The sequence below is a fragment of the Falsiroseomonas bella genome (genome assembly GCF_003173615.1).
Taxonomy (GTDB): domain Bacteria; phylum Pseudomonadota; class Alphaproteobacteria; order Acetobacterales; family Acetobacteraceae; genus Falsiroseomonas; species Falsiroseomonas bella.
Genome location: NZ_QGNA01000007.1, coordinates 28,298 through 50,196 on the forward strand (window position 1 = coordinate 28,298; position 21,899 = coordinate 50,196).

Genomic DNA, 21,899 nt, shown 5'->3' on the forward strand with positions numbered 1-21,899 from the left:
ATGTTCCTGGGCTCCTCCCTTTTCTTCTGGTCGGTCGCGGCGATCGGCGCGGTCCTGTTGCCCTGGCACATGCAGCAGGACGGCGTGACGCTCGGCACGCTCTTCGCGCTCGGCCAGCAGGACCCGGAAGCCGCCTCGGCGCTGTGGCAGGCGCTGGCCCATGGGCGCTTCTGGTTCTGGCCGGTGATCGCGGCCCTCACGCTGGCGCTGCCGGGCGCGCTGCCGGCGGGCACTGCGGCACGACGCGCGCGCTTCCTGGTCTGGGGCGGAGGGCTCGGGCTCGCGGCGATCGTCGCGCAGGGCTTCGTGATCGGCGTGCAGGGCTGGTCCTATCCCGGGCTCGCCGCGCTGTTCGGCGAGCTGGATGACCGGCAGTTCGGCATCGGGCTTGGCGGCTCGCTGGCGTTCCTTGGCTGCCTGATCCTGCTGACGGACGGGCTCGCGCTGCGCGGCCTGTTCCGCGGCGACCGCTTCATCTCCGGCGCCGTCGGCGTCCTGATCGCCGCGATCGCGATCTTCACCGCCTGGCCGGTGCTGACGGTTCTGTCGCAGATGTTCACCCCGCGCGAGGAGCTTGGCGTCGCCGCGGCGCTCGGCGCGCGCCTGCTGGACGGCAAGATCTGGGGCCTCGCCTGCATCGGCGCCGACGTAAATTGCGGCGTGTTCTGGAACACGCTGCTGCTGGCGACCTCGACCGCGAGCGCCGCCACGCTGCTCGGCCTCTGCTTCGCGCTGATCGTCACGCGTACCGCATTTCCGGCACGGCGGGCGATGCGGCTGCTGACGGTGTTGCCGATCATCACGCCGCCCTTCGTCATCGGCCTCGGCCTGATCCTGATCTTCGGCCGCTCCGGCGTCGTGAACCAGCTGGCGGAGGCGATGTTCGACGTGCAGCTCGGCCGCTGGATCTACGGCTTCAACGGCGTCTTCCTCGCCCAGGTCTTCTCCTTCACGCCCACCGCCTTCCTGGTGCTGATCGGCGTCGTTGAGGGGATCTCCCCCACCATGGAGGAGGCATCGCAGACGCTGCGCGCGGACCGGATGCGCACCTTCTCGTCCGTCACGCTGCCGCTGATGCTCCCCGGCCTTGCGAATGCGTGGCTCGTCGTCTTCGTCGAGAGTCTCGCGGATTTCGGCAACCCGATCGTGCTGGGCGGCTCCTTCGGCGTGCTCTCGACCGAGATCTTCTTCGCCGTCGTCGGCGCGCAGCAGGATTTCGGCCGCGCGGCGGTGCTGGCGGCGATCATGCTGGTGGTTGCCCTCGTCGCCTTCCTCGTGCAGCGCGCGGTCGTCGGGAAGCGCTCCTATGTCTCGATGACCGGCAAGGGCGATGTCGGCCTGCCGACGCCGCTGCCGCGCCGCGTGAAGGCGCTCGCTTTCGCGATCGCCATCCCCTGGGCGGTCCTGACGGTCGTCGTCTACACCATGGCGCTGGCCGGCGCCTTCGTGCGCGTCTGGGGCCGGGACTGGACGCCGACGCTCTCCCACTTCCAGCGCGCCTTCGCCCTCGAATGGACGCCCCAGGGGACGCTGCTGTTCTCGGGCGGCGCCTGGCATTCGCTCTTCACCACGATCCAGCTCGCCGCCATCGCGGCTCCCATCACGGCCCTGCTCGGCCTGCTCGCGGCCTGGGTGCTGACGCGCCAGCGCTTCCGCGGCCGTACCGCGCTGGAATTCGCGCTGATGCTGACCTTCGCGGTGCCGGGGACGGTGATCGGCGTCGCCTACATCCTCACCTACAATCTGCCGCCGCTCGAGATCACCGGCACGGCGATGATCCTCATCGCCTGCTTCGTCTTCCGGAACCTGCCGGTCGGCGTGCGGTCGGGCGTCGCGGCGATGAGCCAGCTGGACAAGTCGCTGGACGAGGCGGCCGTGACGCTGCGCGCCTCCACCTTCCGCGCGCTGCGCACCGTGGTGCTGCCGCTGCTGAAGCCCGCCATCGTCACCGCGCTGGTCTATTCCTTCGTACGCGCGATGACGACGGTCTCCGCCGTAATCTTCCTGGTCTCGGCGCAGTACGAGATGGCGACGGTCTTCATCATCAACCGCGTGATCAATGGCGACTATGGGCTTGCCATCGCCTATTGCGCGGTGCTCATCGTGCTGATGATGGGCGCGATCGGGCTGATCAACCTGCTGGTCGGGCGCCGCCGGCTCGGGCGCCGCGGACCCGGCGGCGCAGGCGCCATTCCGGTCGGAGGCCGCGCATGACCCTGATGCTGAAAAGCCGTGGCGCCGAAGTGCGGCTGGAGGGCGTGGGCAAGCGCTACGGCGCGGTGCAGGCCGTGAAGCCGCTCGACCTGGCCATCGAGGGCGGCACGCTGGTAACGCTCCTCGGCCCTTCGGGATGCGGGAAGACGACGCTGCTGCGGATGATTGCCGGGCTCGAGCAGCCGACAGAGGGTCGTCTGCTCATCGGCGGCCGCGACGTCACGCTGCTGCCGCCGGGCGAGCGCAACGTCTCCATGGTGTTCCAGTCCTACGCGCTGTTCCCGCACATGAGCGTGCTCGACAACGTCGCCTACGGACTGGTCTCTTCGGGGTTGCGCAAGCGCGACGCGCATGCCAAGGCCGAGCTCGCGCTGGAGACGGTGGGCCTCAAGGGCTTCGGTGGAAGGCTCCCGTCGGAGATGTCGGGCGGGCAGCAGCAGCGCGTCGCGGTCGCCCGCGCCCTGGTGCTGGAGCCGGAGGTGCTGCTCTTCGACGAACCGCTGTCGAACCTCGACGCGCGGCTGCGCCGCTCGATGCGGGAGGAGATCCGCGCGCTGCAGCAGCGGCTCGGCCTAACGGTCGTCTATGTCACGCATGACCAGTCGGAGGCGCTCGCCGTTTCCGACAAGATCGTGGTGATGCGCAACGCGGAGATCGCGCAGGTCGGCACGCCGGCGGAGCTCTACACGCAGCCCAACTCAGTCTTCGTCGCGACCTTCATGGGCGAGGCCAACCACGTTCGCGGGCACATCGAGGCGGTGCGGGGAGATACGGCGGAGGTGGTGCTGGATGCGACGCGGCTTGAGCTCCCAGTGCGCGGCTTGTCGGCGGGCCCGGTGGATATCGTTATACGGCCGGAGGCAATTCGCGTGGTGGACATGGCTTCCGTAGAGGCGATGCCTGCCACTGTTTCCCGCGCCACCTACATGGGCTCACACTCGGAGTACTACTTGTCGACGCCGCTGGGCGACCTATTCGCGCTCGCGCCGGACCGGCTGCAGCGCCGCGTTCCAGGCGAGGCGGTGGGGGTCCAATTCGAAGTGGAGGGTGTCGTTCTGGTGCGGCCGTAGCTCGTGCGCCTGTGCAGCCCCATTGAGTGCGACAAGCGCCGGCCCGGAGGATTGCTTTTGGCGCTTCGCGGCGCGCGGCTTGCCGAAACTGGGCAGTGGAGCGCACCAACGGCAGGTAATCGTCAGCGATGCCGAGCGACTGATATGAGCTGGCGTCACTCTGTCATCCGGCGGTCCGCTCACGATCGAACGCCGTGAGAGACGTCGAATCGGCACGATACAGCGCGTGTGGCCTACGGCGGCTGCGACTTGCCCAAGTTGCCGTTCTTTCGGATCGTCATTCTGCGTACATTTCCGCGGTGGCAGACCTCACGATGCTTGGGGGCATAGCCTGGTTGACCGAAGTCCGGGTGCGCAAGCGCGCGTGTTCGCTCAGCGCCTCAAGCCCGATCTGCCCGTCGAAACCGATGATCCCGATCTGCGCGAGGGGCAGGGCGCTCTCACGCCCCCCACTCAAACCGCAGGAACGTGCGGCTCGGATCATTGCCGTAGGACACCAGCCCGAAGGTGCCGCTCGGCCCGCACTGCACCCGGAACTGATGGCCCGGCGATACGGTGATGTTCGCGGGCGGCACGTCAATGGTCTGATCCGGCGTGCCGCCCGGGTGCGAGGCAGTGCCCTCGCTTATGGTGTCCCAGGTCGAGCCGCCATTCGTGCTGCGCTGTATGCGCGCGAAGACTGTGCCTGCCGCGGAGCCGCCCTGACCGTCATGCCGTACGCGCGCCCAGACGCGCGCTGATCCGACGCCGGCGGGAACGGTGACGATGCTGCTGGTCGGGCTGAAGGCGTTCAGCGGGACCTTCGGAATTCGTCAGCCGAAGCTTCGCGGATTTTTGCGACGTACAGCTCCCCCTTCGCACCCCAGCCCTTCACACCTTCCGGCACCTCCGGCCGGAACCGCTCGTAGAGGCGGAAGCCCACACGGTTCAGTTCGTCCGGCGGCGCCGATGCCGCCAACGCCTCCATCGCGTTGCGCGCCTCTCCGAGCCGCTCGCCGAACGCTCGCTGCAGGTAGGTTCGCACGGGCTCGGCGGGCGAGGGCTTCCCGTCTCTGCCAGCTGCCAGCACCACGCCGTCCGCATCGGCGGTCATGCCGATGTCCTTGCCGAGCAGCCGGACCGTATGACGGAGCGTCGGCACGTCCCGCAGATCCTCCAGCGACTGCGGCCGGTCCTCGGCCAGGCCGAGCCGCTTCGCCTTCGCATGCGCCGCCGTGCCCGCCACCGCGCTCGCCAGGCTCAGGGCTGTGTCGGGAGGGTGTCCCAGCCGCTCCGCGACAACAGCGGCCCACAGGGTCAGCACGGGCGCGCGGTTGACCTTGATCGGCGTTTCCTCAGGCATCGTCGTGCGGCTCCACAGACGGTCTTGCGCGGAGAACACAAAGCGAACATGATCTCGCCATGCCCGAGCATAGCCCGATCGACCCGCAGGTCATCTTCCGCATGCGCGAGACCATCCGCCTCGCCATCGCGCAGCGCTCCGCCAGCATCAACGAGGCGGCGGCGGAGGCACGTGGACTAGGACGCGGCTTGGCTCCCGCGCTGCCGGCCAGCGTCATCGACGAGGTGGTGGTGAGCATCCTGCGCGAGCTTGGCGCCTATCAGCCGCCGGCTGCGCCACTGGAGCATCGCGGCCAGGAGCTGCGGCATGTCACCTGGGAGGAGGTCGCGGACTCGCTCTCCTACGCGATGCGGTTCAACGAGCAGGGCAGGGCGCGCAAGACCGGATACGAGCATGCTGTAGCCGCCGGAGTGTGACCAGCCCCCATCGAGTGGTCCGGGTGGAATTTTAGTGGGCCATCACAGCCGCACCTGCTCGTGAGCCGATCTGCGACCCGGGCAAGGGCACTGTCTCCGGGGCGGGCGGGCGATAGCCCAGTGCCGAATGCGGCCGGACCCGGTTGTAGTGCCGTCGCCAGCCCTCGATCAGCACCTGCGCCTCCCGAAGCGTGTTGAACACCTCGCCGTTCAGCAGCTCGTCGCGCAGCTTGCCGTTGAAGCTCTCGACGTAGCCATTCTCCCACGGGCTCGCCTTCTCGATGTAGGCGGTCCTCGCCCCGACGCCCTCGATCCAGCCCTTCACCGCGTCGGCCACGAACTCCGGCCCCTGGTCCGAGCGGATGTGCGTCGGCGCCCCCCGCGCAATGAACAGATCGGCCAGCACGTCGATCACGTCGGCCGAGGAGAGCTTCCGCGCCACCCGGATCGCCAGCGCCTCGCGCGTGAACTCGTCCACCACGCACAGCATCCGGAACTTCCGACCCTCCCGCGTCCGGTCCTCGACGAAGTCATATGCCCACACATGATTGGCGTGCTCCGGCCGCAGCCGCACGCAGGACCCGTCCCCCAGCCACAACCTGCCGCGCTTCGGCTGCCGCGGCGGCACCTTCAGCCCCTCGCGACGCCAGATCCGCTCCACCCGCTTCCGGTTCACCGCCCAGCCCGCATCCCGCAGCAGCGCCGTGATCCGCCGGTAGCCATACCGCCCGTAGCGCTTCGCAAGCTCGACGATGTCCGCCGTCAGTGCCGCTTCGTCGTCCGGCGCACGCGCCGCCTTCCGCTGCGTCGATCTGTGGTGCCCCAGCACCGCGCAGGCCCTCCGCTCCGACACGCCGAGCTCGCGCACGACGTGTTCGACGCAGGCCCGCCGCCGCGCAGGGCTCACCACTTTCCCGAGGCGGCTTCCTTCAGGATGACCTTCTCGAGCGTCAGGTCCGACACCGCTTTCCGCAGCCGCGCGTTCTCACGCTCGAGCTCCTTCAGCCGCTTCACCTGGTCGAGCTTCAGGCCACCAAACTCCGTCCGCCAGCGGTAGTACGTCGGCTCCGTCACCCCAATCGCCCGCACCGCATCGGCCACCGTCTTGCCCTGGCCCATCAGCACCTCCGCCTGCCGGAGCTTCGCAACAATCTCCTCCGGCGTGTGCGCCTTCTTCCGCGCCATCCCAGCCACCCCTTCGCTGCCGCCGGACTACATTACCGGCGGACCGCTTCTACGGGGGCAGGTCACTCTGCCAGTTCCTCACGCTCGAAGGCAGGATTGTCCCTCAGTTCCTGGGTCTCCCGAGCGAGGTCGGCCTGTTCCGTGTCGGATTGAGAACTGACCGAGACGTACTCGCCAGCCGCCATCGACATGGCACCGGCGACCAGGCCGGCCACGCCGGCGATCAGGACGTCGCTCTGTGTGGCCGCAGCGGCGGCCACGCCGACGATCAGGCTGGCGGTGGAGACGATGCCGTCATTCGCTCCCAGCACCGCCGCCCGGAGCCACCCGATGCGCGAGACCAGATGGCGTTCCGGGTGGAGGTGGAGGCGAGGCATCGGATTTCCCTTCTGGGTGCGGGCGTTGCCTGCGGAGATTTGAGCCTGTTGCTGCGCGCGTGCCGTGGATCAAGGCGCGCGACCGGTGTCGACTTGTGGGGGTTTGGGCGTTGCGATGAACAGCATGAAGCGCGCCAGCGGGCGCTTGAACAGGAACAGGTAGGCGACATGAAGACCGACAATGATCATGAGAAGGTTCGATAGCCCCTCGTGCAGTTCGCCAACGACGCCATCCTCCCGCTCGCCGCCAGGGCCTTCCGCGTCTCGCCGGCGTTCACGGCCGTCATCTCGCGCCTGCGCTTCGCTCACGACGACGCTGGTGGCCATGCCGAGCGTCCTACCGCGATCCATCGCGATGCCGGTGGTCGTGGCCAAGATCAGGCAGGCGGCAATACCAGCCAGCAGCGTCTTGCTGATGGCTGGGTGGGTGAAGGCGTTGCCGAGCGTCAGCCCATCAAACTGCGGGTAGAAACGCGTCAGCCCGAGTTGCCGGAGACCTGAGAGAGCAGCAATGACCCGGCCTGCGATGATGACCGCGATCGCGTAACCCAGCACCGCGTGGATCGTGCCCAGTTCGCCTGTCAGAAAGGTGGCAATGACGAGAAGGCCGAGAACGGCGTGATAGGCCCGTAGGCCCTGCATGATGGACATGTTGATCCTTCAGCGGCAGCCGACGGATGCCGTATGGTGCAAGCCTAAGCGCGATCGCGGCCGATATCCTTGATGGACGTCAATCTTTCAGCCCGAGAGGCGAGGTGAGCGGCGCTTGCGGCCACGGTTGTGCGCTTACGGTCACCCCGTCCAGAATAGCCGCTTACGGTACCCGCCGCTTCACCACCTGCACCGCCAGCGGCGCCGCGGCGAGGTCCACCGTCGATGCGCTGACGTTCCGCGCTGTCACGCGCACGCTGTTGTTCGACCAGACATGGCAGTCCAGCACGAAGGCGATGCTGCTGGTGTCGAGCGAGGCGTCCGCAAAGTCGCCCCGCCGCGCACCCGGCACCGTGACATCGACGTTGGCCGTCGCGCCAGGACCGAGGCTCGGCAGGTCCCAGCTGGTTTCCAGCGCCAGCGTCCGCGTCCCCGCCGGCAGCGACGGGCAGCCGTAGAGGATCGCCGGGGCATCCTCTGGCAGGCCGTAGAGCCGCAGCGCCTCGAGCTCGATCTGCCCGTCGAAGCCGATGATGCCGATCTGCGCGAAGGCAACGCCCGCCCCGAGCCGCACCGTCTGCCGACGGTTGAGCGAGCTGTCCTGCATCACCGCGCCCGCCTGCCAGCTCTTCGAGGCGGTGTCCCACTGCATGGTGGTGCCGGAGGCCAGCACGTCCTGCGGCTGGTTCTCCCGCACGGTGCCGGCGCCGTCGAAACAGCGCACGCAGAGCCGCCCGCCATCGGCACCACCGACCAGCCAATGGGCCAACGCGAACTCCTTCGCGTGCGTGGTCTGCACCACGAAGGCGACGCCGCGATTGGCGTTCAGCAGAAGCCCTCGTCCAGTCGCGGCGATGCCGTCCAGCCCGTTCCAGGACAGCGCCGCCATGGCGGTCTCGGTCGTGGTGGAGGTCGCGATGATGCAGGCCCCTTCGACGCCGATCTCGGTGTTGCTGTGCCGGAAGGCCGCGGCGCGCAGGTTCGGGATGTTGGCCAGCAGGCGGGTCAGCCGCGAGGCCGGCGCGCGGTGGCGGTTGAACACGCCGTTCCCCGCCCGGGTCGCCGTCGCCGTGTAGTCGATACCGATGACGTAGGTCTGCGCCCAGGCCACCTCGTACTCGCAGTCGGTCGCCGCCCCGGTGTGCCGCGCCGCGAGCGGCGAGCACGCCTCCATGCGCATCCCCCGCGCGATGATCGCGGTGCCGCTGGTCTCGTTCAGGAAGGGGATGGCGACGTTCGGGTCGAGCTGGCGGAGCTCGAAGTTCGGCCCGTCGAAGATGTGCCGGTTGTGGTTGTTGTACGCTCCGGCCTGGCGCGAGAAGCGCACCCCGAAGCGGTCGAGCGTTGGGTTTATCCCGGTCGCGCAGGCGAAGTGGCCGCCATAGTAGCGGATGGAGGTGTTCCAGGCCGTGGCGGTGCCGCAGTGAGCGTCGAGGCCGAAGCGGTTGTTGAGGATGCGCCCGAGGATCAGCGTGGTGTCCTCGAAGCCGCGGCCGTCGCCAAGGGTGCGCAGCCCGATCGTGAAGCCCGAGACGAGGCGGAGGTCGAGCAGCGAGGAGTCGAGGTTACGCGCTAGGATGCCGATGTCGGCCTCGCTCAGCCAGTCGGACTGGATCTGCCGCGTGACCTGCAGATTGAGGTACAGCTTCTCGCCATTGCGGGTGGTGCCGCCGTCGCCCAGCGTCAGCACGGTGGCCGGCGCATTGGCCGCACCGGTGTACTGGATCACGCCTTGCATGATCAGGCCGCGTGCGCCGCCACCGAGCGTCACCCCGGCGTCGACGTTCCAGGTGCCGGGCGGGACGACGGCGAACTTCCCGTCCGCCGCGGCGCGGTCGAAGCAGGCCTGGATGGCGGCGCGGTCGTTGGCGGCGCCGTCGCCGAGGCCGCCGAAGTCGCGCGGCAGCACCGCCTCGCGGTCGCGCAGGTACTTCGCCAGGTCGGTCTTGGAGATGTTCTGGCCGAGGACCATCAGGTCGTCGATGCGGGCGGCCATGTCGCGGCTCCTACAGGGCGGTCGCGGTGACGGGTCCGGCGAGGGCCGAGACATTGCCCTCGGCGGAGACGGCGCGGAGCCAGTACCAGCGGGCCTGGCCTGCGGTGAGGCCGGTGCGGTCCCAGGGCAGCGCGGTCGGCTCGGTGACGAGCTTCACGGCAGCGGCGAGGCTGGCGCTGCTGGCCTCGAACACCTGCAGCCGGACCGCATCTGCAGGGAAGCCGCCCGAGAGGCGCACGCCGCCGGCAACGCCGAGCGCGGCAGGCGTGGTGACGGCGCCGGGGATGGCTGCCTCCCGCCAGCCCGACACGGCCCCGCTGCGCGCCACGGCGCGCGCCCGGAAGGCGGTCGGCTCGGCGGTGGGGATCGAGGCCGCGGTCGCGCCCAGGGCGCCGCCGTAGCCCTGCCAGGTGGCGACGGAGGCGGGGCGGAACTCGAGTTCGTAGCCGGCCAGGTAGGCGCTGCCGACCGCCGACCACGACACGCCGAGGGCGGCAAAAGTCGGGGCGAGCGGCGTTTCGACTGTGATGCTGGTGGGGGCAGCGATGACGCCCGGGTTCGGCAGCACCACCGAGGGGCTGTCGCCGGCGGCGCGCTCGTCCACCACCGGGTTCCAGTCCCACACCGCCGGGTCCTCCTCGGAGAGCGTGAGGTCGACACCGCCGTCCGGCGACAGCCGCCAGCCGGTGACCCGCGCCGGGAAGGGCCCGACGCGGTCGAGGGCGACCGTCACCCCGTCCCAGGGCCGGAGCCGCAGCGCCGAGAGGTTGGCCGGAAACGCGACCTCGCGCTGGCGACGGATGCGCTCCAGCTCGGCCTTCATGAGCCGCTGCACGGTCGCGACCGAGGTGGTCAGCGGGTACTCGATGTCGCGGTAGATCTGCTCGCCGCCATCCTCAGCGACGTAGTTCGAGGCGAGCAGCGGCGGCGCATCGGTGGGCTGCCAGTTCTTGGCCGGGTCGACGTAGACCGCCCGCACCCCGTTGAAGAGGTCCCGCCGCGGACGGCTGCCCTGGATGGTGACGTCGCCCCGGAGATCATCCGAGGTGAGCGTCGCCGCCGGCAGCGCCGGCCCGCCAGCATGGATGAAGAACCGCCCGCCAGAGACGACCAGCGCGCCGGCCATGGCGGCGACGAGCTTGCGGGTGATGGCGATCTTGCCCTCGCCGAGCGAGACGCGGCCGTTCACCGTGTAGCGCCGCTCGGTGACGCCGGCGCGGGTGCCGATCAGCTCGTCGCAGATGTTGGCCGCGGCGATCAGGGCGGGGATGTCGATGTCGTCCCAGGAGGCCTTCCAGCCGAAGGGCGCGGTGAGGTACCAGGCCAGGCAGAGGGCCGGGTTGTCCGACCAGCCGGTTGCGCCGGTGCGCGGGTCGAGGATCGTGTCGGCCCCCTCGACCAGGGCGGCGATGTTCGGCGGGCCGGAGGGGAAGGCCTCGGCGGTAATCTTGAGCCGCACGGCGACATAGGCCCGGCCGCGGCCGCGGTGCTCGGCGGTCCACTTCCCGCCGGTCTCGGCGATCAGGTTGGCGTTCGCGGCCTGGTCCGGGGCGCCGAGGTGGCGATCGATGCGCACCAGGCCGGCGAACTTCGCGTCGGTCGCCAGCGTGTCGCCGAGCCAGACGTCGCCGATGGTGCGGACGCGGTGCGCGGCGAGCACGACGACCGCGTAGAACCAGCCATCGGCGCGGCCGGCGTCGTCGGTGGCCGAGTGGATGAAGACGATCGGCCCGCCGACCTTGCAGCGGCCGAAGACGATCTGGTGCTCGGTAATGGGCTGGCGGAAGGACTGGGTGCGGCCGGCGCCGGGTGCGGTGGGGTCGTCGCCCGGGCGGAGCGAGGCGGAGGGCGTCGGCGACGTCGGCCGCTTGGCGGGGAACACCGAGGCGCCGATGGTCGAGACGACGAAGGCGGCGCCGGCGCCGACGATCGCGCCGATGATGCCGCCGCCGACCGCGGCCGAGGCGACGCCGCCGGCGACGACCGCAATGAGGGGAACGGCGGCGGGCATATCAGCCGATCCTCCAGGCAGCGGTGCAGAGGGTGATCGGCGCCCGCAGCAGGCCGCGCGGGCCGACGAAGGCGACGCGGCCGGCGTCGAGCACCACGCCGAGGCGGTCGGGATCGGGGGCGAGGACGACGTCGCCCATGCGGGCCCGCAGCGGCGCCATCCGCGGGAAGCCAGTGCTGTCGACGGAGGCGGCCAGATCGGGCAGCACCCGGAAGGCGGGCCGCTCCCCCGTTACCGCCTCGATGGCCGCGAGGGCAAAGCGCCCGCAATTCCAGCGATGGGCATCGAAGGGGCGCGTCTCCACCGCCGACAGCAGCGCTGCCAGCCGCACCGCCCAGTCCGGCTGCCGCGTCACTGGGCGGGGAGACGGATCTCCGCCTCCTGCAGGGCGGGGACGTATTCGAGGAATCGGTCGCCCGGGTATTCGGCCTGCTGGTCGGCGTCGGTGTAGCGGCGGACCTCGGCGCGCTCGAGGTCGACGAGCCGGCTCTCGCAGGTGAGCGCGACGCGCGGCTCGGCGCCGTCGGTCACCTCCATCGTGTCCATCAGGCCTGCCCAGAGCGGGAACGGATCGGCGACGAAAGCGCCCTCGGCATCGAGCAGCGCGCCCCACAGCCGGGCGGGGCGGAGGCGGAAGCTCCGCTCGGCGAGCGCGATGTCCACCACCTCCTGTGGCACGGGCGACAGCGCCAGCGTCAGCCGCACGGCGCGGAGCTCGACCGTCTCCTCGACCTCCCCCACCGCGCCGATCGAGCCGACGCCCTCGAACACCTTCCCCGCCCAGTTCAGCTGGCCGAGGCCGGTCCAGGCCCGGAAGGGGCCGGAGGCGAAGTCGAGCTCGACCAGCACGACCGGGGCGGCGACCGGCGAGGTGGCGGAGGAAGCCGCATGCGGCGACAGCCGCGGCGTGCCGTTGCTGTCTGACATCACAGAGCTTCCTCGAGGCGGATGGTGATCGCCGTGAAGCGTCCCGGCCGGGTCGGGTTGGCGGCCTCGTCGTCGGAGACCAGGCGCATGGCGACGGTGGGCTTGCTGAGCACCAGCGGCTGGTTGATCAACAGCGGCTCGCGCAGCGGCGGCGCGATCGGGATGGTCGCCGTGCCGGCGCCGGAGGCGGTGACGGTCTCGGTGGCGATGTGCAGCCGCCCGGCCAGGCCGATCAGGTCGCCCGCGCCGACCGCGATGCCGTTCGGCCACCAGCCCCCGGTCTGGATCGCCAGCGCCCCGCGCGGCGCGCCGGCGGCGAGCGAGGGATTGCCCGAGCCGACGACGAAGCCGGTGCCGTCCGTGAAGATGGTGGCGTCGGAGTAGGAGAACGGCCCGCTCGGCACGTCGCCCTGCACCCGCGGATCGCCGGTGCGGAACTCGCGCCGCCAGTCCCAGATGCGGACCGTGTTCACCGAGCCGGCCAGCGCGGCGAGCAGGCCTTCGAGCAGGCCCGCGCGCAGGCGGTCGAGCGGATCGAAGGTCGCCTGCGCCACCCAGCGCGCGCCCTCGCGACGCAGCACCTGGGTGGCGCGCGTGACCGGCGAGACGAAGCGCGTGGTGTTGTGCTGCAGGTAGAAGGTCAGCCGCGTCGGGCGCAGCGCCTCGGGCCAGGCGTATTCCACCATGGCGGCTACCCCCGCACCGTCTCGTAGGCGCTGCCGCCGCGGCGGATGGCGTCGAGCGTCATCGCCGAGGCCTGCCGCGCGATCTGACCGGCGAGCAGCCGCAGCCGCGCCTCGACGCCGGCGTCCGCCCCGCGCGCGTCGATGTTGATGGTCTGCTGGATGAGCGGGCCACCCGGCGACACGCCGTTCGGCAGCACGGTCCCGCCGCGGTCCGGCACGAACCACTCGGGCCCGCGCTCGCCGACGATGTAGGGCTGGCCGGCGGCGACTGGCCCGCCCTCGGCCCGAAACAGCCCGCCGAGCCAGGAGCCGATGCCGTCGAACCAGCTGCCGGCGCCGAGGCTGGTGAGACCGGCCGAGACGGCGTTGCCGAGCGGCTCGGTGATGGTGCGCCGGGCGATGATGCGGGTAATGTCCTGCAGCAGGCCCTGCGTGACCTTCGACAGCTTGTCGCCGCGCACGATCGCGTCCTCGAAGGCCGAGGAGAACGCGAAGCCCAGCTCCCGCGCCGCCTCGCGCGTGCCCTCGGTGCTGCGCTGAAGGCGGCGCTCGGCCTCCTCCAGATCGTCCAGCGCGCGCTGCGCCTCCCGCCCGATCGTCTCGTCGGGGATCGGCCGGCCGGCGCGTTCGGCGCGCTGCACCAGGTCGCCGAGCCGCTCCAACCGGCGCTGGTAGCGCTCATAGGCGGTCTCGTTGTCCTGGATCAGCCGCTCGCGCTCGCGCAGCAGGTCGTTCAGCTGCCGCTCGGCGTCGCGCGCCTCCCGCGCGCCCTCGGTGCTGGCGCGGCGCACCGCGGCGATGCGCGGCTCCAGCCGGCGCAGCGCCTCGTCGCGCTCCTGCAGCGCGAGCGTCTCGAGGCGGGTGCGCTCGGCGGCGGTGACGGCGCCGGCCGCCTCGGCCTCCCGCAGGCGCCGGACACGTTCCTCGTACTCCCGGTTGATCCGGAAGCGGTCGTCGAGATCGCGGGTGAGCTCCTGGACGTCCTGTGTGGCGCGGCGCCGGCGGGCATCGGCCGCGGCCTGGCCGGCGCGCTCCTGCTCCTCAAGGCGGCGGTTGAGCGACTCCCGCTCGGCGGTGTCGATCTCGGCCAGCGTGGCGAAGTAGTCGCGGCGCAGCTCCTCCAGCCGCGCCCGGCTGTCGACGCCCGCCTGCTGCTCGGCGGTGCCGATCAGGCCCGGGCGGATGCTGCCGCGGCGGACCGGGGCGCGCAGGCTGTCGCGGCCGTCGCCCTCGCTCTCCAGCCGGCCGATCTGCACCGACAGCGCCTCGGCCTGGCGGCGCAGGCCGGCGAGGCGCTCCTCCTCGCTGCGCAGGCCGGCGCCCTGGCGGACGCTGTCCACCGCGCGGGCGGCGGCCGAGAGCGCGCGGGCCAGCGCGTTGGACAGGCCGATGGCGCGGTCGAGCTGGCCGAGGAAGTTCTCGGTCGCCGCCGTCAGCTGGCCGAAGGCGCGGCCGAGCGAGAGCGGCGCGCGGTCGAGCTCGGCGCCGAGGCGCTCGGTGGCGCGCAGCAGGGCGGGAAACACCCGCTCGGCGGTGAGCTTGCCCTCGGAGCCGAGCTTGCGGAGCTCGCCGATGGAGACGCCGAGCTCGCGCGCCAGGCCCTCGGCCAGCAGCGGCATGGCCTCGAGGATGGAGCGGAGCTCATCGCCCTGCAGCACGCCGGAGGCCAGCGCCTGGGCGAGCTGCAGGGTCGCGCTGCTGATCTCCTGGGTGGAGGCGCCGGAGACGATGGCGACGCGCTGCAGGCCACCGACGAGGCGGACCACCTGGTCGGAGGTGGCGCCGATCTCGCGGGCGGCGATCGAGAAGCGCTGGAAGGCGTCGACGCTCTCCGAGACCGCGACGCCGGTCGAGAGCGCGTTGCGATAGAGCGCCTCGTAGACCTGCCCGGCACGCTCGACGGAGCCGGTGGCGTTCTGCAGACGCGACAGGCCCTGGGTGAGCGCGTCGCCGGCCTGCACCAGGGCACGGGCGGCGACGGCGACACCGGCGATCTGGATGCCGCGCGTGGCGACATCGAGCAGTTCGAGGGAGCGGGAGGCGCGTTCAGCGCCGCCCTTGATCTGGTCGAGGGAGCGCTGGCCCGTCTCGCCGACCTCGCGCAGCCCCGCCTTGACCCGGGCGGCATCGTCCAGCGAGAGGCGCACCGAGACGCGGCGGGTGGCGTCGGCCATGGTGCCCTCTCCGGCTATCGGTTTCGTTAGTTGCGTTTACTGCGATCGCTTCGTATAAGGGCGAGCAACCAGAGGCCACTGGAGGGCCCCATGCTCGCTCTGCTCGACCAGGCCGAGCCCATCGTCGCCGACGAGGCCGAGGCCGCCATCGCCAAGACCGCCGCCGCCAGCCTGGCCCCCGCCGCCAGGGCCGGTCAGGGCGTGCAGTTGGTGCTGCGCGAGCAGCCCAACGTGGTCGTCCCGCTGCCGGCTCGCGCGGTTGAAGTCGTGCTCACCGTGCTCGGCGCCATGGCCGAGCGACGGCCGATCTCGGTTATCCCCCACGAGGCCGAACTCACCACGCAGCAGGCCGCCGACTACCTCAACGTGTCGCGGCCCTTCCTCATCAGCCTTATCGACCGGGGCGAGATCCCCCACCGAATGGTGGGGCGGCATCGGCGTGTGCGGTTCGCAGACCTATTGGCATTCGAGCGCACCTCCGCCGACAAGCGGAAGCAGGCGCTGGCGGAGATGGCCGCGGAGGCGCGCCGGCTGGGACTGGACTGAGGCGTGATCTCGACCTTCACGGCGTTCTTCGACGCGAATGTCTTTTACGGGGCACGCCTGCGCAGCCTCGTGCTCTTCCTCGCCCAGACGAAGCTGTTCCGGGCGAGGTGGAGCGACCGGGTGCACGATGAATGGATCCGAAATCTGCTGCAGAAGCGGCCAGACCTGAAGCCTGCTGATCTCGCGCGGACCCGCCAGCTGATGGACGCATCAGTCCTGGACGCACTGGTCACGGGCTACGAACCGCTCATCGACGCGATGGTCCTGCCGGATCCTGACGACCGCCATGTCCTCGCCGCCGCGGTGGTCTGCAAGGCGAGTTGCATCGTAACCTTCAACGTCTCCGACTTCCCGCCGGACCGCCTGGCGCCCTACGGCCTGCACGCCGTGCACCCGGACGACTTCCTACTCGACGTCGAGAGCATCGATCCGTCGGCCTTCGCCGATGCGGTGCGGGAAGACCTGGATCACTACCGCGCCCCGCCGCTCGAGCTCCCCGAGTATGTCGTCGCGCTCCGCAAGGCCGGAGTTCCCCGTATCGCGGACCAGATTGGCAAGCTCGCTCCGATCCTGGAGCGGCGACCGAGCGACCTGCCGGCGGATTAGGTGGCAGGACTCGCCGCGCTGCGCTCTGCGCTGCCCTCGGCCATGCCGATGCGGATAGCGAGTAGCAGTTCGGTGGCGGCCCAGCCGCCGGCGCCCAGTTCGCGCGCCGCGGCGAGCGCGCCGGCGGTGTCGAGCGTCAGGCCGGCCATCGTGACTTCGGCGCAGGTGGTGCCGGCGGCCCAGCAGGCGTGCCCTTCAACGCTGGCGGGGGTGTGCGCGGCGTAGGGGCAGGCATCGGCGCAGTCGCGGCCGAGGGCGGCACAGCCGCGGCAGTATTCGGGCCCGCGGCCGAAGTGCCAGGCGGCGCGGGCCCTCAGCCGTTTCCCTCGGCGGCCACCGCGGCGACGGGCGCCGTGGCGCGGTCCCAGAAGGCGGCGGCGATGTCGTCGAGGTCCATCAGACGCTCGACCGCCTCGGGCGAGAGCGGCAGCGGCTTGCCGGCCGCGTCGCCGACGCCCTCCCAGGCGGTGACGGCATGGCGAGCCAGCGCCTTGACGAGGAAGGCGAAGGACAGGCCGCGCGACATGTCCGGGTCGAGGTCTGGGTCGGCGATGCGGATCGCGGCGAGGCGGCGCGCGGCGGCGGCCTGGGCCGCCGACATGACCGCCGTCGTCACCGGGCGGATCTCGACGCGGACGCCGCGCGGCAGGTCGAGCCAGTACGGCTCGGCCGGGAGGTCGAGGGTGAGCATCGGGGAGATTCCTTGGTGGGGGTGATTGAGCTGAGCCGCTAAGGTCTGGGGCACGCTCAAGAGGAACGCACACGCATTGACTGGCGTGCCCCAGCGATGGCGCTTGGACCGATACGACGCTGTCGCTCCGGTCCTCGGGTCGATTCAGACGTTCAACGGCCGCGGCTCAGAAGGTATTTGCCCTAACGAGCCCGATGAGACGACGGAAGTCGGCATCGGCGCTGTCGCTCTTCCAGCGGTTCACGAAGCGACACACGATCTGCAGGTTGCCCGGCTCATAGTGTCCTGCACTGTCGATCCGATCGAGCGAGCAACGCAGCTCGGGGTCGCTACCGTCCTCATCAAATTGCAACGCGATCCCGGTGATCGCACAGAGGCCGTCCTGATCATCGATGAGGGATGCGACGTACTTTTCCAGCGCCGGCTTGTCGAAGGACGTGCGCTTGTCCTTCAGGGTGCGCAGCACCTGCTGACCATTCGCGGCAGCCACCGTGCTGAACACGGTCTCAACCATCCGAAATATGGTCTTGCGCTTGGCGTCATAGATGGTCGCGGGGTTGCGGCCGGTTCGCACAACCTTTGCCTGCCATTCGGGCCTGCCGTGCCAGGGCTCGAGGCCGACGCCATCAATGAGAGCGAGCGCGTATTCCGCATTGTCGGGTGAGAGCTGCTGCAACGTGCCTTCGGTGAAGAGGAAATCGCGAGCCTTTGGGTGGAGGCCGGCCCAAGGCAGGGGGCGTCCCTTTCGGTCGCGGTCTCGCCATGGTTCGGCTGGCTTGTGCAGCTCGAAGACGCGAGGGCCATCGCGCTGCGGATTGAAGGAGGGCATCAGGGTGATCTCGACGGGCTCAGGCCGCGAGATCGTCCACCACAGCTTATCCTTCTCCCTGTGGATCCAGACGTCACCGCTTGTCTCGGCGATGGCATCGTTCAGGCCGAACCAGCGTGAAGCGACCGCCCGTGTGGGAATCTCCATGCGGGCCGTCTTGAGGTTTGCCACTGCGAAGTCGACGAAACCGTCGCGGTCCCGGCGCTCCCAAAAGGGATGGACGCGCTCGTTGTTGATGGTCGCGACGGTGCCGCGCTCCAGACATCTCGGCCAGAGATAATTCGACTGACCGAAGTTCGCGATGAAGACCCTCAACGCTATTGCCTCTTCCCCGTCGGCGGCGCTCACGAGAGGGAGATATTCTGGCGGCCTTGATGCGAAAGCGGAAGAGCTCGCCAGGCCGGACCCGGCTGAAGCGTCACGCGTACTCTGTCCCCGCCTGCTGGTTCTTCAGCACGGTGGTCATCATCCGCGTCGCCGTCGCGTTGAACGCCGCGCGGAATTCGAAGCTCGCCTCGACGCCGGCGGGCCCCTCTATCGGCGTCTTCGCGAGCGCCAGATAGACCTCGTGCAGCGTGAAGGTGAGGCTGCGGTTCGCGTCGATGGTGAACGCGAAGGCGAACTCCGCCGCGGTGCCGTTCTGCGCCTGCGTCAGCAGTGTCGTGTCGGCAAAGCGCGCGGTGATCTGGCCGGTGGCGCGGGCGATGCCGGGATCCGCGCCCTCGATCTTGCGATCGGCGCGGATTGTGCGCACCGCCTCGACGCTGTTCGAGTAGGCGAGCCGCGCGCCGGTAACCTGCGCCAGCGCAGAGCCGGCGCGAGAGATGGAGCCCTGCGCCTTGTTGAAGGCCGTGTAGGCGGCCGAGACCGGTGTGCCGCCGGAGGACGAGCCCGAGCGCGTCGAGCCCTGGGCGATCAGCTTGATTGTCGCCGTCGCCGGCCCGGTCGGCGAGAAATCGATCTCCAGCGCGTCCGCGCGCACGCCGGCGCAGACGTCGTAGCTCGGCACGTCCGGGTAGCCGATCTCGATCGCCTGCGAGGGCAGCGTCGCCGCACCCGATCCGAAAGTATGGGTGAAGTTCGGGTTGGTGCCGGTGGTGGTCGGCGCGCCGAGTAGCAGCCGCAGCCAGTGCCCGATGTTGATCAGGTCCACCGGCACGACGACGTCGCCCTCGACGGTGACGGTGTCGAAGAACGGCGCGGCCGGATCGCGATTGCCGCCGAGGCCGATAACATCGGCATCCAGCAGCGGCTGCTCGGCGCCGAGGTTGCAGGAGAGAAAGGGCACGCGCCGCCAGTTGCCGCCCGGCGCGGTGCCGTAGGTGACCTCGGGGATCATGAGCAGGCGCGAGTTGGCACCGATGGCACGGGGCATGGGGCGTCTCCGGGAGCGGGATCAGGCCAGCGGCGAGCCGGCGACGGTGAAGGACAACGTGACGGGAACGGAGGCGGCGCGGGCCGCGGCGGCGCCTTCAGTCTCGGCGTCGTCGAAGGAGGACGCGCCGGGCTGCGCCCACTCCACCGCGCCGCCGAGGGTGCGGTCGCCGGCGATCGCGGCCGCGATGTCGACCAGCAGCGCATCGAGCAGCGCGCCCGTGGTCGCGACGACCTCGACCTCGGCGCGATGCTCGACCGCCCAGGCGAGCGGCGAGAGGATGGCGGTTTCCTCCACCGTCTCGCCGTCACGGACCACGACGAGCCCACCGGGCGGAAGGCGCTGCGGAACGGTCTCGTTGCGGAGGACCTTCGGGGCGGGGTTCCGCGCGGCCAGGGCGGCACCCAGGCGGGCGTACAGGGCAGCCAGAGCCGTCTCGCGCACACTCATCCGGTCCTCGCCGTCTCGGCTTCCCAGGCCGCCACGAAGCGCCGCGGCAGGCGACGTAGGGCGCGCAGCGATGCTCCGCGGACGTCGAGGCGCTTGGTCAGCTTCACCTGGGGCAGCAGCAGGAACATCGGCACCATCCCCTGTTCGAGCAGGCCGCGGGCCCAGGCCTCGCGGCCCTTGCGGTTGGCCGTCCCGACCTCGGCGACGCCGCCGGCGATCAGGCGGGTCCGCCGCCGTCGGCCGGTCTGCGTCCCCTGGCGCAGCGGCAGGCACCAGACGAAGCCCCGCCCCGAGCGGAAGGGCCGCAGGAAGCCCTGGCCGGAGGCGACCATCTGAGCCGGCGTGACGCGCAGCCCCTTGTCACCGCGGCCGCGCCAGCCGCGGGCGGCGTTGAAGCCGGTGGCGATCGCGAGGAAGCGCCCGCCGCCCTTCGGCCGGATCAGCGCCCCACGCTCGAAGGCTTCGATCACCAGCGGGGTCTTGCTCCAGACCAGGCCGGCGGCGCGCATCGACACGCCGGTGCGGGGGAAGACCTGGGAGCGCCAGGCATTGGCGATGCCGCGGGCTTTCCCGCCCAGGGATCCGGTGACCTGGCCGCGGAGCTCAGTCTTCAGCGCGTCGGTCTCGGCGCGCACGGCGTGGGAGGCGGCGCGCTCGCCGGCGCGGACCTCCTCGGCCAGCACCTTCCGGAGATCGCCGACGACAGCGGAGAGGCGCATGCTACCGCCGGCAGAGCACGCGCCAGGCGACCCCGGCAGCTTCTCGCTCGGCGCTGTCCACCGTCAGCAGGTCCGGGCCGATGGTGAAGGTGTCGCCCGGCTCGATCGCTGGCAGGGCCGCAATGGCGACTGTCAACACGTCGGTCGCGCGCAGCACCGGAGTGTCGAAGGCGTCCACCACGCGATCAGGGCTGGAGCGCAGGACGCGAATGGGGAGAGGCGCGCCGGTGCCCGCGGCGCGGTAGGTCGCCTCGACGCTCAGGTTCGGGTCGGCGGCGAGCACCGCAAGTGCATCGTCGAAGACGCCCATGTCGGATCAGCCGAGCCCGAGCCATGAGGCGAGCTTCGCGCCGACTGCGGCGCCCACGATTCCGCCGGCTGCGGCCGCGCCCGTCGCCGGGATCGCGGGCGACGCGCCCGGCACTCCGCCCGCCGCCAGCGACAGCCGCGCCGTGAGTCCGGCCATCGCCTTGACCAGCTCCGTGACGGTGCGGGTCAGCTCGCGCATGTCCTTGTCACCCTCGGCCAGGCGTCGCTCGATCTCGGTCAGGCGGGTGACGATGATGCCGAGTTCGCGGTCGTGGTCCGTCATCGGGTGACCTCCCGCTGCCGCTGCAGCCGCTGGTGGATGGTCCAGGCCGCGACGCCGATCACCGCGGCGGCGACGCCCCAGGGGCCGATCGAGCGCAGCACGGCGGCCAGGCCCTCGGCATGCGGCGCCAGCGTCGTGACGGCATCAACCACCGCCGCCGCCGTGACGCCGGCGACCACCGAGCCCGCGGCGGCGCGGACCGTCCCGCTGTGCGCGAGACCCAGCTGGACCAGGCCGGCCATGCGCAGGCCCTCCGCGATCGTCTCCGGCGCGTAGGGCATGCCGCCGAGCTCGTGGCGGATGATCGCCTCGACGAGGCCGCGCATGGTGGCCGCGTCATGCAGGTCGATGGGATCGTCGAGCCCGACCCCGAGCCGTGCGGCGACCGCCGCCTGGTAGGCCCGCGTATCGTTCTCGCTGCTCGGGGCCCAGCGCGCGACGATGCCGCGCACCGTGCGCAGCCCATGCCGGTCCTGGTAGCTCTGCAGCAGCAACGCCAGCGCGCGGATGCCGTGCTGGTGCGAGCGGAACCGGCAGAACCGCCCGTCCGAGGGCGGCGTCTCGAGGCCAAGCCACTTGTTCGTGGGCAGGTGCTCGATGTTGCCGGGGTTGCGGTTGCGGTAGCCCCGGCTGAGCTTCGGATCGCCGCTCATGCGCCGCTCGCCGGCACGCGGGCCAGCATCACGCGCACTGTGGCATCGGCCGCCAGGGCAGCGACAGTGCAGAGGCCGACCTGGAAGTTGCCGGTCGCGGTAGTGGTGATGCGGCGGTTGGTGTTGTCCCAGAACACCCGCGCGCCCTGGCTGATGGCCAGCGAGGGCTCCTTGGTCAGTTCGAACTCGCCGCGAGTCTCGCAGTCGACGCTGGCGTTCTGGGCGGCGTCGGACGCCGCCACCCCGAAGAAGGCGCCGACCAGCATGCCCTGGCCGGAGAGGATCCCGCCGGCATAGGGCACCACCATCGGGATGGAGCGCGCGTCGGGACGGATGCAGTTGCGCATGGGAGGGTCTCCTGAAAGCGCGCAGGGCGCCGACCGGCTCTC

General features: G+C 70.8%; 24 protein-coding genes and 1 pseudogene. 5 read left to right on the forward strand and 20 right to left on the reverse strand.

The genetic code is table 11. The features are described 5' to 3' along the window. Complete coding sequence (locus DFH01_RS25040; RefSeq protein WP_109873267.1) at positions 1–2,214, forward strand: ABC transporter permease; 2,214 nt, start codon at positions 1–3, stop codon at positions 2,212–2,214. Then, the gene (locus DFH01_RS25045; RefSeq protein WP_109873268.1) at positions 2,211–3,284 is read left to right on the forward strand and encodes an ABC transporter ATP-binding protein; all 1,074 of its coding nucleotides are present in this window, start codon (positions 2,211–2,213) and stop codon (positions 3,282–3,284) included. The genes DFH01_RS25040 and DFH01_RS25045 overlap by 4 nt, the downstream gene beginning before the upstream one ends. 790 nt (positions 3,285–4,074) lie before the next feature. Here the strand turns inward: DFH01_RS25045 and DFH01_RS25055 are convergent. Continuing rightward, the gene (locus DFH01_RS25055; RefSeq protein ID WP_109873270.1) at positions 4,075–4,626 is read right to left on the reverse strand and encodes a hypothetical protein; all 552 of its coding nucleotides are present in this window, start codon (positions 4,624–4,626) and stop codon (positions 4,075–4,077) included. 59 nt (positions 4,627–4,685) lie between these two features. Between DFH01_RS25055 and DFH01_RS25060 the strand changes: the two genes are divergently transcribed. Then, on the forward strand, positions 4,686–5,042 hold the full coding sequence (locus tag DFH01_RS25060) for a hypothetical protein (RefSeq protein ID WP_109873271.1): 357 nt from the start codon (positions 4,686–4,688) through the stop codon (positions 5,040–5,042). A gap of 31 nt (positions 5,043–5,073) precedes the next feature. On the opposite strand, the gene DFH01_RS25065 is transcribed toward DFH01_RS25060, so the two are convergent. The 9 genes and pseudogenes from DFH01_RS25065 to DFH01_RS25105 all read right to left on the reverse strand — a co-directional run bounded on the left by DFH01_RS25065 (position 5,074) and on the right by DFH01_RS25105 (position 15,049). Next, positions 5,074–6,227, reverse strand: a protein-coding gene (locus tag DFH01_RS25065) for an IS3 family transposase (protein ID WP_109873272.1) whose coding sequence is annotated in 2 segments (ribosomal slippage) — positions 5,074–5,951 and positions 5,951–6,227 — 1,155 coding nt in all. Because the reading frame shifts where the segments join, the coding sequence is not laid out codon by codon here. A 68-nt stretch (positions 6,228–6,295) separates the two neighbouring features. Next, positions 6,296–6,604 (reverse strand): annotated as a pseudogene (locus tag DFH01_RS25070) (VIT1/CCC1 transporter family protein); the annotation flags it as partial. 69 nt (positions 6,605–6,673) lie between these two features. Beyond that, entirely contained in the window at positions 6,674–7,255 is a 582-nt protein-coding gene (locus tag DFH01_RS25075; RefSeq protein ID WP_109873273.1) for a cytochrome b/b6 domain-containing protein, read from the reverse strand. A 163-nt stretch (positions 7,256–7,418) separates the two neighbouring features. Next, positions 7,419–9,251 (reverse strand): hypothetical protein, encoded by a 1,833-nt coding sequence (locus DFH01_RS25080; protein ID WP_109873274.1) that lies wholly within the window; start codon positions 9,249–9,251, stop codon positions 7,419–7,421. 10 nt (positions 9,252–9,261) lie between these two features. Beyond that, a complete protein-coding gene (locus tag DFH01_RS25085; RefSeq protein WP_109873275.1) occupies positions 9,262–11,262 on the reverse strand; it encodes a phage tail protein in 2,001 nt (666 codons plus the stop codon). A 1-nt stretch (position 11,263) separates the two neighbouring features. After that, complete coding sequence (locus tag DFH01_RS25090; RefSeq protein WP_109873276.1) at positions 11,264–11,617, reverse strand: DUF6950 family protein; 354 nt, start codon at positions 11,615–11,617, stop codon at positions 11,264–11,266. Beyond that, positions 11,614–12,189, reverse strand: coding sequence for a hypothetical protein (locus DFH01_RS25095; protein ID WP_109873277.1), 576 nt, complete (start codon positions 12,187–12,189; stop codon positions 11,614–11,616). The genes DFH01_RS25090 and DFH01_RS25095 overlap by 4 nt, the downstream gene beginning before the upstream one ends. Next, positions 12,189–12,875 (reverse strand): hypothetical protein, encoded by a 687-nt coding sequence (locus DFH01_RS25100; RefSeq protein ID WP_109873278.1) that lies wholly within the window; start codon positions 12,873–12,875, stop codon positions 12,189–12,191. Before DFH01_RS25100 ends, DFH01_RS25095 begins: the two co-directional genes overlap by 1 nt. A gap of 5 nt (positions 12,876–12,880) precedes the next feature. Beyond that, entirely contained in the window at positions 12,881–15,049 is a 2,169-nt protein-coding gene (locus DFH01_RS25105; protein ID WP_109873279.1) for a tape measure protein, read from the reverse strand. Between the two features lie 90 nt (positions 15,050–15,139). On the opposite strand from DFH01_RS25105, the gene DFH01_RS25110 reads away from it, so the two are divergent. Together DFH01_RS25110 and DFH01_RS25115 are read left to right on the forward strand one after the other, a co-directional pair. Next, the gene (locus DFH01_RS25110; protein ID WP_109873280.1) at positions 15,140–15,595 is read left to right on the forward strand and encodes a helix-turn-helix domain-containing protein; all 456 of its coding nucleotides are present in this window, start codon (positions 15,140–15,142) and stop codon (positions 15,593–15,595) included. A 3-nt stretch (positions 15,596–15,598) separates the two neighbouring features. Further along, positions 15,599–16,201 carry a PIN domain-containing protein gene (locus DFH01_RS25115; protein WP_233256279.1) on the forward strand — a complete coding sequence of 201 codons (603 nt, stop codon included), beginning with the start codon at positions 15,599–15,601 and terminating at the stop codon, positions 16,199–16,201. Here DFH01_RS25115 and DFH01_RS28540 read toward each other — a convergent pair. From DFH01_RS28540 to DFH01_RS25160, 10 genes are all read right to left on the reverse strand, one after another. Continuing rightward, the gene (locus tag DFH01_RS28540; protein WP_199231403.1) at positions 16,198–16,350 is read right to left on the reverse strand and encodes a hypothetical protein; all 153 of its coding nucleotides are present in this window, start codon (positions 16,348–16,350) and stop codon (positions 16,198–16,200) included. The genes DFH01_RS25115 and DFH01_RS28540 overlap by 4 nt on opposite strands. A gap of 164 nt (positions 16,351–16,514) precedes the next feature. Then, on the reverse strand, positions 16,515–16,892 hold the full coding sequence (locus DFH01_RS25120) for a phage-derived protein YdaY family protein (protein WP_109873281.1): 378 nt from the start codon (positions 16,890–16,892) through the stop codon (positions 16,515–16,517). A 166-nt stretch (positions 16,893–17,058) separates the two neighbouring features. Beyond that, on the reverse strand, positions 17,059–18,069 hold the full coding sequence (locus tag DFH01_RS25125; protein ID WP_199231404.1) for a hypothetical protein: 1,011 nt from the start codon (positions 18,067–18,069) through the stop codon (positions 17,059–17,061). 70 nt (positions 18,070–18,139) lie between these two features. After that, on the reverse strand, positions 18,140–19,096 hold the full coding sequence (locus DFH01_RS25130) for a phage tail tube protein (protein ID WP_109873283.1): 957 nt from the start codon (positions 19,094–19,096) through the stop codon (positions 18,140–18,142). Between the two features lie 21 nt (positions 19,097–19,117). Then, complete coding sequence (locus tag DFH01_RS29085) at positions 19,118–19,546, reverse strand: hypothetical protein (RefSeq protein ID WP_109873284.1); 429 nt, start codon at positions 19,544–19,546, stop codon at positions 19,118–19,120. Then, positions 19,543–20,265: a DUF6441 family protein gene (locus DFH01_RS25140; RefSeq protein WP_109873285.1), complete on the reverse strand. Its 723-nt coding sequence runs from the start codon at positions 20,263–20,265 to the stop codon at positions 19,543–19,545. Before DFH01_RS25140 ends, DFH01_RS29085 begins: the two co-directional genes overlap by 4 nt. Before the next feature lies 1 nt (position 20,266). Beyond that, positions 20,267–20,575 carry a head-tail joining protein gene (locus DFH01_RS25145; protein ID WP_109873286.1) on the reverse strand — a complete coding sequence of 103 codons (309 nt, stop codon included), beginning with the start codon at positions 20,573–20,575 and terminating at the stop codon, positions 20,267–20,269. A gap of 6 nt (positions 20,576–20,581) precedes the next feature. Beyond that, positions 20,582–20,857, reverse strand: a complete 276-nt coding sequence (locus DFH01_RS25150) for a hypothetical protein (RefSeq protein ID WP_109873287.1) — start codon at positions 20,855–20,857, stop codon at positions 20,582–20,584. Next, a complete protein-coding gene (locus DFH01_RS25155; protein WP_109873288.1) occupies positions 20,854–21,510 on the reverse strand; it encodes a structural protein in 657 nt (218 codons plus the stop codon). Before DFH01_RS25155 ends, DFH01_RS25150 begins: the two co-directional genes overlap by 4 nt. After that, complete coding sequence (locus DFH01_RS25160; protein WP_109873289.1) at positions 21,507–21,857, reverse strand: DUF2190 family protein; 351 nt, start codon at positions 21,855–21,857, stop codon at positions 21,507–21,509. The genes DFH01_RS25155 and DFH01_RS25160 overlap by 4 nt, the downstream gene beginning before the upstream one ends. Positions 21,858–21,899: the final 42 nt, after the last annotated feature.